General features: G+C 75.0%; 15 protein-coding genes. 10 read left to right on the top strand and 5 right to left on the bottom strand.

Annotated features, from left to right (window positions below):
- Positions 1-110 precede the first annotated feature (110 nt).
- From paaA to idi, 6 genes are all read left to right on the top strand, one after another.
- Positions 111-1,091, top strand: coding sequence for a 1,2-phenylacetyl-CoA epoxidase subunit PaaA (gene paaA / locus ASG36_RS03240; protein WP_055759372.1), 981 nt, complete (start codon positions 111-113; stop codon positions 1,089-1,091).
- A complete protein-coding gene (paaB, locus tag ASG36_RS03235; protein ID WP_157498530.1) occupies positions 1,088-1,483 on the top strand; it encodes a 1,2-phenylacetyl-CoA epoxidase subunit PaaB in 396 nt (131 codons plus the stop codon). The genes paaA and paaB overlap by 4 nt, the downstream gene beginning before the upstream one ends.
- A gap of 123 nt (positions 1,484-1,606) precedes the next feature.
- Entirely contained in the window at positions 1,607-2,518 is a 912-nt protein-coding gene (gene paaC / locus ASG36_RS03230; RefSeq protein WP_055759368.1) for a 1,2-phenylacetyl-CoA epoxidase subunit PaaC, read from the top strand.
- Positions 2,515-3,021 (top strand): 1,2-phenylacetyl-CoA epoxidase subunit PaaD, encoded by a 507-nt coding sequence (gene paaD / locus ASG36_RS03225; protein WP_082522750.1) that lies wholly within the window; start codon positions 2,515-2,517, stop codon positions 3,019-3,021. The genes paaC and paaD overlap by 4 nt, the downstream gene beginning before the upstream one ends.
- Complete coding sequence (gene paaE / locus ASG36_RS03220; RefSeq protein ID WP_055759365.1) at positions 3,022-4,098, top strand: 1,2-phenylacetyl-CoA epoxidase subunit PaaE; 1,077 nt, start codon at positions 3,022-3,024, stop codon at positions 4,096-4,098.
- A 40-nt stretch (positions 4,099-4,138) separates the two neighbouring features.
- On the top strand, positions 4,139-4,672 hold the full coding sequence (gene idi / locus ASG36_RS03215; RefSeq protein ID WP_082522749.1) for an isopentenyl-diphosphate Delta-isomerase: 534 nt from the start codon (positions 4,139-4,141) through the stop codon (positions 4,670-4,672).
- On the opposite strand, the gene ASG36_RS03210 is transcribed toward idi, so the two are convergent.
- Complete coding sequence (locus ASG36_RS03210; RefSeq protein WP_055759362.1) at positions 4,665-5,639, bottom strand: ATP-binding protein; 975 nt, start codon at positions 5,637-5,639, stop codon at positions 4,665-4,667. The two genes, idi and ASG36_RS03210, sit on opposite strands and share 8 nt — an antisense overlap.
- A 136-nt stretch (positions 5,640-5,775) precedes the next feature.
- Between ASG36_RS03210 and ASG36_RS03205 the strand changes: the two genes are divergently transcribed.
- Complete coding sequence (locus ASG36_RS03205; protein ID WP_055759359.1) at positions 5,776-6,819, top strand: FAD-dependent oxidoreductase; 1,044 nt, start codon at positions 5,776-5,778, stop codon at positions 6,817-6,819.
- Position 6,820: 1 nt separating this feature from the next.
- Here ASG36_RS03205 and ASG36_RS03200 read toward each other — a convergent pair whose 3' ends face one another.
- The 3 genes from ASG36_RS03200 to ASG36_RS03190 are packed head-to-tail and all read right to left on the bottom strand — an operon-like array spanning position 6,821 to position 11,007.
- Complete coding sequence (locus ASG36_RS03200; RefSeq protein ID WP_055759356.1) at positions 6,821-9,193, bottom strand: SpoIIE family protein phosphatase; 2,373 nt, start codon at positions 9,191-9,193, stop codon at positions 6,821-6,823.
- Positions 9,190-9,843, bottom strand: a complete 654-nt coding sequence (locus ASG36_RS03195) for a biliverdin-producing heme oxygenase (protein ID WP_235494524.1) — start codon at positions 9,841-9,843, stop codon at positions 9,190-9,192. The genes ASG36_RS03200 and ASG36_RS03195 overlap by 4 nt, the downstream gene beginning before the upstream one ends.
- Before the next feature lie 12 nt (positions 9,844-9,855).
- A complete protein-coding gene (locus ASG36_RS03190; protein ID WP_055759353.1) occupies positions 9,856-11,007 on the bottom strand; it encodes a helix-turn-helix domain-containing protein in 1,152 nt (383 codons plus the stop codon).
- A 99-nt stretch (positions 11,008-11,106) separates the two neighbouring features.
- Here ASG36_RS03190 and ASG36_RS03185 point away from each other — a divergent pair, with 99 nt between their 5' ends.
- Both ASG36_RS03185 and pruA read left to right on the top strand, forming a co-directional pair.
- On the top strand, positions 11,107-12,033 hold the full coding sequence (locus ASG36_RS03185) for a proline dehydrogenase family protein (RefSeq protein WP_055759350.1): 927 nt from the start codon (positions 11,107-11,109) through the stop codon (positions 12,031-12,033).
- 14 nt (positions 12,034-12,047) lie between these two features.
- On the top strand, positions 12,048-13,673 hold the full coding sequence (gene pruA, locus ASG36_RS03180; protein ID WP_055759347.1) for an L-glutamate gamma-semialdehyde dehydrogenase: 1,626 nt from the start codon (positions 12,048-12,050) through the stop codon (positions 13,671-13,673).
- Between the two features lie 3 nt (positions 13,674-13,676).
- On the opposite strand, the gene ASG36_RS03175 is transcribed toward pruA, so the two are convergent.
- The gene (locus ASG36_RS03175; protein WP_055759344.1) at positions 13,677-14,216 is read right to left on the bottom strand and encodes a gluconokinase; all 540 of its coding nucleotides are present in this window, start codon (positions 14,214-14,216) and stop codon (positions 13,677-13,679) included.
- Positions 14,217-14,248: 32 nt separating this feature from the next.
- Here ASG36_RS03175 and ASG36_RS03170 point away from each other — a divergent pair, with 32 nt between their 5' ends.
- Positions 14,249-15,406, top strand: a complete 1,158-nt coding sequence (locus ASG36_RS03170) for an MFS transporter (protein ID WP_055759342.1) — start codon at positions 14,249-14,251, stop codon at positions 15,404-15,406.
- The last annotated feature ends 2 nt before the right edge of the window (positions 15,407-15,408 follow it).

Below are 15,408 nucleotides of genomic sequence, written 5' to 3'. Positions count from 1 at the left end.
CAACTACCGCAGGGCGTGGGCTGTCAAGACGGGGTTGTGGAGCACGTCCACCTGCGGCACACTCATTACCGACCGCTTGGTCAGTAAATGACCGCAGGAGGCTCATCCCGATGTCCGCACCGACGCTCGACCGCTCCGCCGACGCTCCCGTCGCGGCCCCCGTGCCGGACGAGGCGGCGCTGCAGGCGCACTTCGACGCCACGATCGCCGCCGACCACCGGGTCGAGCCGCGCGACTGGATGCCCGAGGCCTACCGCAAGGGCCTGGTGCGCCAGATCGCCCAGCACGCGCACTCGGAGATCATCGGGATGCAGCCCGAGGGTGACTGGCTGCTCGCCGCGCCGTCGCTGCGCCGCAAGGCGGTCCTGCTGGCCAAGGTGCAGGACGAGGCCGGGCACGGGATGTACCTGTACTCCGCGGCCGAGACCCTCGGCGCCGACCGGGCCGACCTCACCGACAAGCTCATCGAGGGTCGGCAGAAGTACAGCTCGATCTTCAACTACCCCACGCTGACCTACGCCGACTGCGGCGTCATCGGCTGGCTGGTCGACGGCGCGGCGATCTGCAACCAGGTCCCGCTGTGCCGCAGCAGCTACGGCCCCTACGCGCGCGCGATGATCCGGGTCTGCAAGGAGGAGTCCTTCCACCAGCGGCAGGGCTACGAGCTGCTGATGACGATGATGCGCGGCACCGACGCCCAGCGCGCCATGGTGCAGGACGCCGTGGACCGCTGGTGGTGGCCCTCGCTGATGATGTTCGGCCCGCCGGACGACGACAGCCCGAACTCGGCGCAGTCGATGGCCTGGGGCGTCAAGCGGCACAGCAACGACGAACTGCGCCAGCGCTACGTCGACATGTCCGTCCCGCAGGCCGCGGCCCTGGGCGTGACGCTGCCCGACCCCGAGCTCGCGCTGGACCCCGAGACCGGCCGCTACCGGTTCGGCCAGATCGACTGGGCCGAGTTCAAGCAGGTCATCTCCGGCAACGGCCCCTGCAACGAGGAGCGGGTCTCCCGTCGTCGGGCCGCCCGCGACGACAACGCCTGGGTGCTCGAGGCGGCGACCGCGTACGCGGACAAGCACGCGTCGTGAGCGAGCCGACGACCCCGTCGGCCGGTGAGACCACCGCCGAGGGCGGCCACGGCGCCGTCCCCACCGGGCCGGACATCCCCAGCGGCGCCGAGCCGACCGCGGCCAACACCCGGCGGGACTGGCCGCTGTACGAGGTGTTCGTCCGGGGCAAGCGCGGGCTGAACCACGTGCACGTCGGTTCGCTGCACGCCCCCGACGACGAGATGGCCGTGCACGCCGCGCGGGACCTGTTCACCCGCCGCAACGAGGGCGTGAGCATCTGGGTCGTGCAGGCCAACGACATCACCGCGTCCAGCCCGGACGAGAAGGACCCGATGTTCGCCCCCGCCGGGGACAAGGTCTACCGGCACCCGACGTTCTACGAGATCCCGGACGACGTACCGCACATGTGAAGGACCCCCTCGTCCCCCCACCTCCCTCGTTCCTCGGGAGTCGGGGCCCCTACGAGGGGGCCGCAGTGCCCGCACCCGTTCCGGGCGCGTGGCCGACTGGCCCATGGAAGAAGGAGCACCGCGGTGGCTCACGAAGAGACCGTGTACGACGCGTTGGACACCGCGCACGGGGGGGAGGGGCAGTGGGCGTTCGGGACCGGGTTCGACGATCCGTTGGCCGGGGTGGACACCACGGTCCCGGACGGGGTCGACGCGGCTGACCTGGGCGCCTACTGCCTCATGCTCGGGGACGACGCGCTCGTGCTCTGCCAGCGGCTCACCGAGTGGGCGACCCGGTCGCCCGAGCTCGAGGAGGAGGTCGCGATCGCCAACTGCGGGCTGGACCTGCTCGGGCAGGCCCGGCTGCTGCTGGCCCGCGCCGGCTCGGCCGGGGTGCTCGGGCGCAGCCGCGAGCGCGCGACCGACTCGATCCCCGACGAGGACGCGCTGGCCTACTTCCGGGACGCCGACGAGTTCGTGCACCACCACCTCGTGGAGGCCGACGGCGGCGACTTCGCCCAGACGATGATCCGGCTGTTCGTGGCCAGCACGTTCCGGCTGGCGCTGTTCGCCCAGCTGCGGGAGTCGCGCGACCCGGTGCTGTCCGCGATCGCGGCCAAGGGCGTCCCCGAGCTGACCTACCACCGCGACCACGCGGCCCGCTGGGTGCTGCGCCTGGGTGACGGCACCCCGGAGTCCCACCGCCGGGCGCAGGCCGGGGTCGATGCCGTCTGGCCGCTGCTGGCCGACCTGTTCACCGCCACCGAGGTGGAGATCCGGCTGACCGCCGCCGGTGTCGCCGTCGACCCCGCCGGGGTGCGCGAGGAGGTGCGCGGCGTGCTGACCATGGTGCTCGAGCGCGCCACCCTCGCCGTCCCCCCGTGGCCGACCGAACGCCCCAGCCCCGGGCGCGCCGGGCAGCACACCGCCGAGCTGGCCCCGCTGCTGGCGACCCTGCAGGGCCTGGCCCGCGAGCACCCGGCGGCGACCTGGTGAGCGCCGTGCTGACCGACCCCCGGGACGTCGCCGGGACGGTCACCGACCCCGAGCTCCCGATGCTGACGCTGGCCGACCTCGGCGTGCTGCGCGACGTGCACACCGCCGAGGACGGCACCGTGGTCGTCACCATCACCCCGACCTACTCCGGCTGCCCGGCGATGGGCGTCATGCGCGCGGACCTGGTGCACGCCCTGCACCGGGCCGGGTTCGCCGACGTGGACGTCCGCACGGTGCTGTCCCCGCCGTGGAGCACCGACTGGATCAGCGAGGACGGCCGGCGCAAGCTCGCCGAGGGCGGCATCGCCCCGCCCGGGCACGCCCCCGTCCGCGCCGCCGGGCCGGTGCCCCTGTCGCTGGGCCCCACCCGGCGCACCGCGTCCTGCCCGCTGTGCGGGTCCGCGGACACCGAGGAGCTCTCGGAGTTCAGCGGCACCGCCTGCAAGGCACTGCGTCGCTGCCGCACCTGCCGCGAGCCGTTCGAGCACGTCAAGGAGATCTGAGTGAGCGCCCCCGCGCGTCGCCGCCCGCAGTTCCACCCGCTGACCGTCGCCCGCGTCGACCAGCTCACCGACGACGCGGTCGCGGTCACCTTCGACGTCCCCGCCGAGCTGGCCGAGGACTACGCGTTCGCCCCCGGCCAGGCGCTCACCCTGCGCCGGGTCGACGGCGACCGCGACGAGCGCCGGTCGTACTCGATCTGCGCGCCGGTCGGTGAGGCCCCCCGCGTCGGGGTGCGCGAGGTGCCCGGCGGCTACTTCTCGGCGTGGCTGGTCAACGAGGTGCGCCCCGGCCAGCAGATCGACGTGCTGCCCCCCAGCGGCACCTTCACCGCCGACCTGTCGACACCGGCCGACCACGTGTTCGTCGTCGCCGGTTCCGGGGTCACCCCGGTGCTGAGCCTGGCCGGCAGCGTGCTGAAGGACGGCGAGTCCACGGTCACCGTGTTCTACGGCAACCGGCGCACCAACACCGTGATGTTCGCCGACGAGCTGGCGGACATGAAGGACCGCTACGGCCACCGGCTGCAGCTGGTGCACGTGCTCTCCCGCGAACCGCGCGACGCCGAGGTGACCAGCGGTCGGCTGGACGGCGAGCGGCTGCGCACCCTGGTGGCCGCGCTGGTCGACGTGCCCGACGTGGAGCACTGGTGGCTGTGCGGGCCGCACGGCATGGTCACCGAGGCCCGGGACCTGCTGGCCGAGCTGGGGGTGCCGCGGGAACGGGTGCACCAGGAGCTCTTCTTCGTCGACGACGCGCCGCCGGAGCCGGTGCGCCGGGAGGAGAAGGGGGCCGAGGGACCGACCAGCGAGGTCACGATCGTGTTGGACGGCCGGTCGACCACGCTGTCCCTGGAGCAGGACGTGCCGGTGCTCGACAGCGCCCAGCGGGTGCGTTCGGACCTGCCGTTCGCCTGCAAGGGCGGGGTCTGCGGCACCTGTCGGGCGAAGGTCACCGAGGGCGAGGTCGAGATGCGCCGCAACTACGCCCTGGACCCCGACGAGGTCGCCCGGGGCTACGTGCTCACCTGCCAGACCGTCCCGCTGTCCGACCAGGTCACCGTCGACTTCGACGCCTGAGCGAGCACGTCGCCGGCCAGCGTCGTGGGACGATGGCGGTGTGGCCGAAGAACTCATCGTGCTCGTGGACGACGACGGCCGGCAGGTCGGCACGATGCCCAAGCGGCTCGTGCACCACGGGGAGACCCCTCTGCACCGCGCCTTCTCGGCCTATCTCTTCGACGAGGCCGGTCGGCTGCTGGTGACCCGCCGGGCCCAGGTCAAGCAGACCTTCCCCGGGATGTGGACCAACACCGTCTGCGGGCACCCCGGCCCCGGTGAGGACGACGGCGCTGCCATCGCCCGCCGCGCCGACGACGAGCTGGGCCTCACCGTCACCGCCCTGGAGCCGGTGCTCCCGGGCTACCGGTACCGGGCGGAGTTCGCCGGGGTCGTGGAGAACGAGATCTGCCCGGTGTACGTCGGGGTGTTCCACGGCGATCCGCGCCCGGCCGACGACGAGGTCGGCGACTGGGAGCTGCTGTCCTGGTCGGCCTTCCGGGCCCGGCAGGACGTCGAGGGCGACGCCTGGTCCCCGTGGTGCCGGGAGCAGGCCCGGCTGATCGAGGAGGCCGGGGCCGTCCCGGTCAGCTGACCCGGTCGGCCGAGCGCAGCCGCGGGTCGATCGACAACCGGACGACGCAGCCTTCGCCGTCGGCGTCCAGCGGTCCGGTGGTCATCGAGTCCACCGCCCGCCGGGCCAGCCACAGCCCCATCCCGCCGACGGACAGGTCGCCGCCGTGGGCCGGGCCGTAGCCCGTGAGCGGCTCGTCGAAGCCGGGCCCGTGGTCGCTGACCACGCACAGCACCTGCTCCGGGGTCACCCAGAGGCGCACGTCGACGGGCGGGACGCCGTGCTCGGCGGCGTTGGCCACGACCTCGTCGATGGCCAGCACCAGGTCCTCGGCGTCGTCGGCGGGCAACGGACCGTCGGCGAACAGGCCCTGCAGCGCCCGGCGGAGCACCCGCATGTCGCCGACGTCCTGGAGGGCGAGGGTGGGCGGGGCGTCCTCGAGCGGGTCGGCGAGATCGACCCGGCCGAGTTCGCGCAGCAGGTCGGCCGGTTCGCGGTACCCGGCGTTGGCCACCACGCCGTCGGCCCCGAGCAGCCGCGGGTGGCAGGAGGACGCGCGGTCGATGTCCTCGCCGAGGTCGGCGTGGTCGAGCAGGCAGACGTGGTCCAGCGCCCGGTCGGCCAGCACGTGGTTCAGCAGCGCCTCGGTCTGCAGCCAGGCGGGGCGGCCGGAGCCGTGCGAGCTGTCGGTGACCAGCAGCAGACGGGAGCCCGCAGCGGGCGCGTGCTCGTCGATGAGCGCGGTGTAGCCGGCCAGGGCGTCCGACGTCCGCCCGACGAGCACGTCCTCGTCGACCACGGCGACGGACGCACCGGAGGGCAGACGGGCCTGGAGTGCGTCGCGGAGGGCTGCCGAGCAGGCCAGCACGAGCGGGTCGCCGGCCTCGAGCCGGGGGCGGAGGTGGTCGGCCAGCGCCGTGGTCGTCGGGGCGTCGACGGTGCCGAGGCACCCCACGTGCCGGTAGCCGACCGAGGGGTCACCCGACACGGTGACGTCTCGCCCTTGCAGCACTGTTCGGTCATGCCCGCAGGTGGCGCGCGCAACCATGGCGTTGGACACCGTTCCGCCGGGCTCCCCCCGCGGGGTCGGGCATGACCGGACCGTCGGTGGTGTTGGGTCGGCCGTGCACGCGGAGGTTGTGGTCGTCGGAGCGGGCCAGGCGGGCCTCTCGGCGGCGTACGCGCTGCACCGTGCGGGCGCCGACTTCGTCGTCCTGGACGCCGACGACGGGCCCGGTGGAGCGTGGCAGCACCGGTGGGCCTCGCTGCGGCTCGAGCGCGCCAACGGCATCGCCGACCTGCCCGGGATGGCGCTCACCGGGGACCCGGACGAGCGGGCCTCCGTGGCGATGGCCCGCTACTTCGCGGCCTACGAGGAGCACTACTCGCTCCCGGTGCACCGTCCCGTCGCGGTCCGCCGGGTCACGCGCACCGACGACGGCTACCGGCTGGAGACGTCGGCAGGGGAGTGGACCGCCCGTGGGCTGGTCAACGCCACCGGCACCTGGTCCCGCCCGTTCTGGCCCGCCTACCCCGGTCGGGAGACCTTCGGCGGCCGGCAGCTGCACGCCGCGGACTTCCGGACGGCGGCGGAGTTCGCCGGGCAGCACGTGGCCGTCGTCGGCGGGGGCATCTCGGCGCTGCAGCTGCTCGTGGAGATCGCCGAGGTCACCACGACCAGCTGGCTGACCCGTCGTCCCCCCGTCTGGCGGGAGGACGACTTCGACCAGGACGCCGGCCGGGCCGCGGTCGCGATGGTCGCCGAGCGGGTCCGCGCCGGGCTGCCCCCGGCGAGCGTGGTCAGCGTGACCGGGCTGCCGGTCACCGACGAGGTCCGCCGGGCCCGGGCGCGCGGCGTCCTGGACGCGCTGCCGGTCTTCGACCGGATGACCCCCGCGGGACTGGCCTGGGACGGCGTCGACGGGTCACCGGCCCGCACGCTGGACGTCGACGTCGTGCTGTGGGCCACCGGCTTCCGGGCCGCCCTGGAGCACCTGGCGCCCCTGCACCTGCGGGCCCCCGGCGGCGGCATCGCGGTCGAGGGCACCGCGGTCGTCGGCGAGCCCCGGCTGCACCTGGTCGGCTACGGGCCCTCGGCGAGCACGATCGGGGCGAACCGGGCCGGCCGGTCCGCCGTCCGGGAGCTGCTCGCCACGCTGGCGGGCTGACTCAGCGGTCGGGGCGCGGGCGGTCCTGCTCGTGCAGCCGGACGGCGAGCAGCGCCACGTCGTCCTCGGCCCGGTCGGGCAGCATCCGCTCCAGCAGCAGGTCGACCAGCTCCTCCACCGGGGTCTCGCCGTGCCCGGCGATCTCGGTCAGCAACCGGGCGATGCCCTCGTCGAACACCTGGTCCCGGCGCTCGACGAGCCCGTCGGTGTACAGCAGCACGGTCGAGCCGCGCTCGACCACGGCCACGTGCTCGTGCCGGGTCGTCTCCGGGGCGACCCCGAGCAGCAGGTCGGACCGGGTGTCGGTGCCCAGCAGCACGGCGTCCCCGGACGCCGGGAGCACCAGCGGGGGCAGGTGGCCGGCGTTGGACCAGCGGATCCGGCTGACGCCGCGCTCGCGCTCCTCGTCGGTCTGCTCGAGCCGGGCGACCAGCACCGAGGCCATCGCGGCCACCCGCAGGCCCTCGATCGCCCGGTCCAACCGGCTCAGCACGCCGGCGGGTCCGACCTCGGCGTCGAAGGCGATCCCGCGCAGCAGGCCGCGCAGCTGGCCCATGACCGCCGCGGCCTCCACGTCGTGGCCGACCACGTCGCCGATGACGAGCACGGTCGCCCCGTCGGGCTGGGTGAACACGTCGTACCAGTCGCCGCCGACCTGGGCCTCGCGGGCGGCGGGCACGTAGCGCACGGCCATCTGCAGGTGGTCGGGCTGCGGGGGCTCGGACAGCAGACTGCGCTGCAGCGTCTCCGCGGCCCGGGCCACCCGCCGGCTGCGGGCGTACAGCGCCTCGAGCAGGTTGGTGCGCAGCGCGGTGGCCTCGGTGACCTCCTCGGGGGTCCACGGCTGCGACCGGTCGCGCACGGCCTCCTGCCAGCGGGCGAAGGACTTCCGGGGGGAGATGCGGACGTCCTCGCCCTCCTGGAGGGTGATCACCTTGGCCCGCGGGTCGCCACCCCAGTCGACGGTGCGCAGGTGCTCGCCCCGGGCCCACAGGACGTACTGCCCGTCCGGCAGCGGCACGACGAGCGCGCCGCACGCCAGGTGACGGGGCACGTCGAGCTGCGGGGCGACGGCGGGCAGCGCGTCGGAGTGGGCGACGTCGACGTGCTGGTCGGCGGCCCAGCCGGCGATCGCCGCGGCGGTGCCCGGGTCCAGCGGCGCCCCGCGCACGGCGGTGCGGCCCTGCAGGTGCACCACGACGGTGTCGGCCTCGACCAGGTCGAGCAGGTCGGGGGTGCCCAGCAGCGACTCGGCCAGCGGGCGGTCCTCGTCCAGGGTGGCCGCGGTCAGCCAGGCCAGCGTGGACCGGGCCCGCAGCGCCCGGCGCACCTCCTCCTCGGCGGCGCGGTCGACCAGGCGCAGCGACAGCGTCGAGGCCAGGAACTCCGCGGCCGCCCGGGTGGCGTACGGCGGGGCGTGCGGTCCGGAGTAGTGGTGGCAGGCGATGAGGCCCCACAGCTTCTCGTCGCGCAGCAGCGAGATCGACATGGACGAGCGGACGCCCATGTTGTGCAGGTACTCCACGTGCAGCGGGGAGACGCTGCGCAGCGTGGAGTAGGTCAGGTCGAGCGGCTCACCGGTCGCCGGGTGGGCGACCGGGTGCAGCCGGGCCGGGAGGTAGGAGACGTCGGAGATGAGCCGGATCCAGCTCTTCTCGTACAGCGCCCGGGCCTGCGGCGGGATGTCCGAGGCCGGGTAGTGCAGCCCGAGGAACGGCTCGAGGTGGCCGGCGGCGGCCTCGGCGACGACCTCGCCGTTGAACTCGGCGTCGTACCGGTAGAGCATCACCCGGTCGAACCCGGTGAGGCTGCGGACGGCGGCGACGGTGGTGTCGTAGAGCTCCTGCAGGTCGGTGGCGCGGTTGAGCTCGGCGATGGTCCCGCGGACGGCCTGGTAGGTGTTGGGGAAGCTGAAGGGCCGCGGGCCGAAGGCCGGCTCGAGCTCGATCACCAGGCTGCTGGCCGGGGCGTCCGCGGCCTCGGGCACCCCGATGGGCGGGCCGGCCTCGCCGTGCAGGGCGCGGTGCAGGATCGCGTCCACCGGCACGGGGCTGCCGTCGAGGTCCAGGGTCAGCTCGACCGGGTTGCGCTCGCGCAGGTCGCCGAAGGCCGCGGCCGACCGGGCCACCGCCTGGGCGGGCACGGTGCCCAGCACGTCGGCCAGCGGCCGGCCCAGTGCCGCGGTCCAGTCCACCCCGGTGACGTCGGCGAGGTTCTCCGAGACCTGCTCGACGACGAGGTCGGGCTCGCTCACCGCGATCAGCACCCCGCGAGGCTGGATGCTGCCGGGCACGTGGATGGGCTCGCGCTCGCAGTTGGTGAGGTCGACCGGGGTCTCCGGGTCCAGCCACGGCGACGGGCGCAGATCGGTCACGCGGGGACACCTCCCGGAGGGGACGACGACGGGACGGCCGGGTGCGACGCAGGCTGCTCTACGTCGGTGCACCACGCGGCCAGTCCGTGAAAGGTACGGCGTGCGGCTGACACGGCGGTGTCGGCGTCCGGGCCGGGCACGAGCCGGTCGCGCACGACCCGGCGGAACGCCGCCCACATCGCCCCGGTCCGCTCGCCGTAGGGGGAGAACGCGTGGAGCCGTGCCGCGCCGGCCAGCGTCGGCAGCGTGGCCAGGTGGGCGTCGATGAACTGCCCGCCCAGCGTCGAGCCCTCCAGCACGTACAGCCGCCCCAGCGCCGTGGCCGTGTCGACGACCGGGTCCAGCGCCGGTGCGTCGCCCTCCGGGGCCCGGCCCAGGGCGGCCAGGTCGGCGGCGAACAGGTGCGCCCGGCGCCGGGCCGGCCAGTCCAGCGCGGTGGCGGTGTCCGGGTCGGCGGCCGCCCAGTCGTCCAGGCCGGCCTCGGCAGTGACCCAGAACCCGTGCATCCGGTCCAGCACGTGCCCCAGCCGGGCCGCGTCGAGGGCCGGGTCGAGCAGGTCGAGGGAGTCCTCGAGCTGCTGGTGCTCGGTGGCGGTGCCGGTGCGCAGGGCCAGCATCACGTCGACGCCCGCCGTCCCGTTCCGTGCCACGACCAGCAGACCCTAGGGCACCACCGGCGTCGGGCGGTCCGCTCGCGCCGGGTCCGCCGCGGGGGCGCCCAGCCGGGCCGCCCGGACGGCGAGGTGCAGCGCCAGCCGGTCGGCCCCGTCGGCGAGGTCCAGCCCGGTCAGCTCCGCGATCCGGCCCAGCCGGTAGTACAGCGTCTGCCGGTGCACGGTCAGCAGGGCGGCTGCGCGCTGCGGGGAGGCGGCGGCGTCCAGCCAGACGTCGGCGGTGCGGCTGAGCACCGGGTCGGCCAGCAGCACGGCGAAGGCCGGGTCCGGGCCGTCGAGCCGGACCACCTGCCGCCACGCCCCGAGCTCCGACCAGGAGGCGACCGGAGCCAGCCGCGGCTCCACCGCCGCGACCCGTGCGGCGTCCCGGGCTTCCTGCCACTGCACGGTCAGCGCGCTGCAGCCCAAGCGCGCGGTCGCGACACCGGCCGTGCTGCCCGCCGGCAGGTCACGCAGCGCAGCCGCGGTCAGTGCCCCGGCGGGCCGTGCGTCGGCGGTGCCCGGCAACGGCAGGAGCACCGCGACCCACCGGCCGGTCACGACGCCGACGGCGCCGGCCCCCGGGGGCGCCCAGCCCGACGGGAGAGGGCCCGCCGGGCGGAGCGCCACGACGGTGACCGGGGTGTCCGGGCCCAGTGCCACCCCCAGGGCTGCCGCGGCCGGTGCGTCACCGGTGAGGGCGGTGCGCAGGGTCGCGGGCAGGTCGTCGGCGCCCGGGCGGGTCGCCGCGAGCAGCGCGCCGGCCCGGGCGGCCAGCGCCATCGCCGCGGCCAGGGCGGGGGACTCGGCGTCGGTGGTGTCGGTGCGGCCCTCGTCCAGCAGCCACAGCCAGCCGTGCAGCCGGCCGTGGTGCCGGACCGGCAGGCAGAGCCGGGTGAGGATCCCGGCGACCGGGTCGGCCGGGGTGCGCAGCGGTGCCGTCGCCCCCGCGATGCCGAAGTCGGTGAACCAGCGCCGGGTGGCCTCGGGCGAGCCGCGGGTCAGGATCGACCGGGTGCGGACGGCGTCCAGGGCGGTGCCGGCGGTGTCCTCCCCCTGGGCGCAGAAGGCCAGCAGGGTGAAGTCCGGGTCCTCCAGCGTCGCGGGCGCGCCCAGCAGCCTCGACACCTCGTCGACGAGGTCCTGGAGGTCGTCCCGCATCAGACGATCGTACGAAGGAGTCCGGACGTCTGTCGCTGGTGCCCGGGCGGTCCGCGCTCCTAGCGTCGTCGGCACACCACCCCGCCCCCGGAGGTCACCGTGCTCGGTCAGGCCCTGCTCGCCGCGTCCCGCCGTCCGGCCCTGCGCAGGGCCGTCGTCGGCACCCCGGTGACCCGCCGCGTCGTCGACCGCTTCGTGGCCGGGGAGACGCTCCCCGACGCCCTCGCCGCCGTGGAGTCACTCCGCGCCGAGGGCCTGGCGGTGACCCTGGACCACCTCGGGGAGGACGTCACCGACCGCACCGAGGCCACCCGTTCGCGGGACGCCTACCTGGCCTTGCTCGACGGCCTGGCCCCGCTGCGGCTGGGGCGGGCGGCCGAGGTGTCGGTGAAGCTGTCGGCCTTCGGGCAGGCGCTGCCCGGCGGGCACGACGTGGCCCTGGAGCTGGTCCGCCCGGTCGTCGAGGCCGCCACCGCGATCGGCACGACGGTCACGCTGGACATGGAGGACCACCGCACCGTGGACTCCACGCTGGCCGTGCTCGCCGAGCTGCGCCGCGACCACCCCGGCACCGGCGCGGTGCTGCAGGCCGCGCTGCACCGCACCGAGGACGACGCCCGCGCGCTCGCCGTCGCCGGCTCCCGGGTGCGGCTGGTCAAGGGCGCCTACGCCGAGCCGGCCGCCGTCGCGCACACCGAGAAGGCCGACGTCGACGCCGCCTACCGGCGCTGCCTCACCACGCTCTACCGGGGCGACGGGTACCCGATGGCCGGCACCCACGACCCCGCGATGATCGCCCTCGCGCTGGAGCTGGTGGCCGAGACCGGCCGCGCCGCCGACAGCCACGAGTTCCAACTGCTGTACGGCATCCGCACCGGCGAGCAGCAGCGGCTGGCCCGCGAGGGGCACACCGTGCGGGCCTACGTGCCCTACGGCGCCGACTGGTACGGCTACTTCATGCGCCGGCTGGCCGAGCGCCCGGCCAACGTCCAGTTCTTCGTCCGATCCCTGCTGACCCGATCCTGAGGAAGGACCCCACCGTGGACGGCATCACCCAGGTCCCCAGCCCGCGCAACGAGACGGTGCTGCAGTACGCCCCCGGCTCTGCCGAGCGCGCCGAGCTGCAGGCCGAACTGACCCGGCTCGCCGCCGCGCCGGCCGAGCTCACCGCCACCATCGGCGGCGTCCAGCGGATGGCCGGCGGGGAGTCCTTCGACGTCGTCGCCCCGCACGCCCACGCCCAGGTGCTGGGGACGTCGGCGCACTCCACCGCCGCCGACGCCACCGACGCGCTGGCCGCCGCGCGGGCCGCCGCCCCCGGGTGGGCCGAGCTCTCCCAGGACGACCGGGCCGCGGTCTTCCTCAAGGCCGCCGACCTGCTCGCCGGACCGTGGCGGCAGACGCTCAACGCCGCCACCATGCTCGGGCAGTCCAAGACCGCGTACCAGGCCGAGATCGACGCGGCCTGCGAGCTGGCGGACTTCTGGCGCTACAACGTGCACTTCGCCCGGCAGATCCACGCCGAGCAGCCGGTGAGCTCACCCGGGGTCTGGAACCGGATCGACCACCGCCCGCTCGAGGGCCCGGTCTACGCCGTCACCCCGTTCAACTTCACCGCCATCGCCGGCAACCTGCCCACCGCGCCGGCGCTGATGGGCAACACCGTGGTGTGGAAGCCCGCACCCACCCAGCAGTTCGCCGCGCACCAGCTCATGCGGCTGCTCGAGGCCGCCGGCCTGCCCGACGGCGTGATCAACATGCTGCCCGGGGACGGCGTCGCGGTCTCCGACGTGGTGCTCGCCGACCGCGACCTGGCCGGCATCCACTTCACCGGGTCCACCGCGGTGTTCCAGCACCTGTGGCGCACCGTGGGCACCCGGATCGCCGAGTACCGCTCCTACCCGCGCATCGTCGGGGAGACCGGCGGCAAGGACTTCGTCGTCGCGCACCCCTCGGCCGACGTCGACGTGCTGCGCACCGCGCTGGTCCGCGGCGCCTTCGAGTACCAGGGCCAGAAGTGCTCGGCGGCCTCCCGGGCCTACGTGCCGCGCAGCGTGTGGGACCGCGTCCGCGACGACCTCGTGGACACCGTGGACTCGCTGCCGATGGGGCCGGTCACCGACTTCTCGAACTTCCTGGGCGCCGTGATCGACCGGAAGAGCTTCGGCAAGCTCTCCGGGGTGCTCGACCGGGCCCGCTCGGACGACGCGTTGAGCGTCGTCGCCGGTGGCACCGCCGACGACAGCGAGGGCTTCTTCGTCCGGCCCACCCTCATCGAGGGCACCGACCCCACCCACGAGGTCTTCCGCACCGAGTACTTCGGCCCGGTGCTCGCCGTGAACGTCTTCGACGACGCCGACTACGACACCGTGCTGCACCAGATGGAGTCCGTCGCGCCCTACGCGCTCACCGGCGCCGTGATCGCCCGCGACCGGGCCGCGATCGCGCACGCCTCGCGCGTGCTGCGCAACGCCGCGGGCAACTTCTACGTCAACGACAAGCCCACCGGCGCCGTCGTCGGCCAGCAGCCCTTCGGTGGTGCCCGCGCCTCGGGCACCAACGACAAGGCCGGCGCCGCGCAGAACCTGCAGCGCTGGACGTCGACGCGGGTGGTCAAGGAGACGTTCGACGCGGCCCGCGACCACCGCTACCCGCACATGGGGTGAGGGTCAGGCGGTGACGCCGCGCTCCTCGGCGAGCTCGCGGAGGAGGGTCTGGACGGTCTCCTCGATGGAGCCCTCGCCGTCGTAGCGGTGGCCGGGCTCGTCGGCGGTGAGCGGCTCGAGGGTGGCCAGCTGGCTCTCCAGCAGGGAACCGGGCATGTAGTGGCCCGTCCGCTTGCGCAGCCGCTCGACGAGGACCTCCTCGCGGGTGTCCACGTGGGCGAACCAGACCGAGTCGTGGCCCTCGCGCAGCAGGTCGCGGTACTCGTGCTTGAGCGCCGAGCAGGTGATGACCATGTTCGTGCCGGCCGCCTCGTGCTCGCCGATGGCGGCGGCCACGGCGCGCAGCCACGGCCAGCGGTCCTCGTCGGTCAGCGGGGTGCCCGAGCGCATCTTCTCGACGTTGGCCTCGGGGTGCAGGTCGTCGCCCTCGACGAACTCCCAGCCCAGCCGCTGGGCGATCTGCTCACCGACCGTCGACTTCCCGGTCCCCGACACCCCCATCACGACGACGGAGGTGGACGGCGGGAGGGCGGCGTCGGGCATCTCCTGAGTCTGCGGCATGCTCGACGACGCCGATGGACGGGGGAGCAGAGCAGCAGACGGGCCCGGTGTGGCGTCTGCCCGCCGTCCGCGCCCTGCTGGCTGCCTCCGTGCTCGGCTTCACCAGCTACGCCGTCACCCTCTCCGCCCTGCCCTCCTACGCCGTCCAGGCCGGCGCGGGGGTCGGTGGCGCCGGGCTGGTCACCACCGTCTTCCTCGCCGCGACGGTGCTCACCCAGCTCGTCGTGCCCCGGCTGGTCGCCCGCTTCGGCCTCGGCCCGGTGCTGGCCGGCGGACTGCTCTCCCTGGGCGCTCCCGCGCCGCTGTACCTGCTCGGCGACGGCCTGGTCTGGCTGTCGGTCGTCTCCGGGGTGCGCGGCACCGGCTTCGGGGTGATCACCGTGCTCGGCGCCACGATCGCGGCGAGGGCGGTGCCGGTGGCCCGCCGCGGGGAGTCCCTCGGCCTGTACGGCCTCGCCCTCGGGCTGCCCACCCTGGCCGCGGTGCCCGGTGGGGTGGCGCTCGTCCTGTCCGGGCACCTGCCCGTCGTCGTCGCGCTGGCCACCCTGCCCGTGCTCGGCCTTCTCGCCGTCCCCGCGCTGGTGCGCGCGGTCCCGGCCGCGGTCACCGCCCCCTCGGGTGACCCCACCGGCCCGGCCGCACGGGCCGCTGCGCCACCGGCGCTGGTGCTCCTCGTGGTCACCCTCGCCGGCGCCGGGCTGGTCACGTTCCTGCCGATCGCCCGCCCGGACGGGCTCATCGCCACGCTCGCGCTGCTGCTGTTCGGCATCACCGGCGCGCTGTCCCGCTGGGGCGGGGGAGTGCTGGCCGACCGGGTCGGCACCCGGGTGCTGCTCCCGGCGTCGCTGCTGGTCGGTGTGGCCGGCCTGGTGGTGCTGGCCCTCGGTCTGGACGTCGACGCGCTGGTGCTCCTCGGCGCGACGGTGTTCGGGCTCTCCTACGGCGGGGTGCAGAACACCTCGCTGGTCGTCGCGATGGCCCGGGCCGGGGAGCGGGGGACGACGACGGCCAGCGCGGTCTGGAACGCCTCGTTCGACGCCGGCACCGGGGTGGGCGCCCTCGTCGTGGGGGTCGTCGCCGCGGCGGTCGGGCTGGACCTCGCCTACGCCGTCCTCGCCGCGCTGCTGGTGCTCGTCCTGCCGTTGGCCGTGCGGGTCACCCGGCCGGGCTGAGC

The organism is Geodermatophilus sp. Leaf369 (assembly GCF_001424455.1).
In the GTDB taxonomy this organism is placed as follows: Bacteria; Actinomycetota; Actinomycetes; order Mycobacteriales; family Geodermatophilaceae; genus Klenkia.
This window is presented reverse-complemented; position numbering and strand designations above follow the sequence as displayed.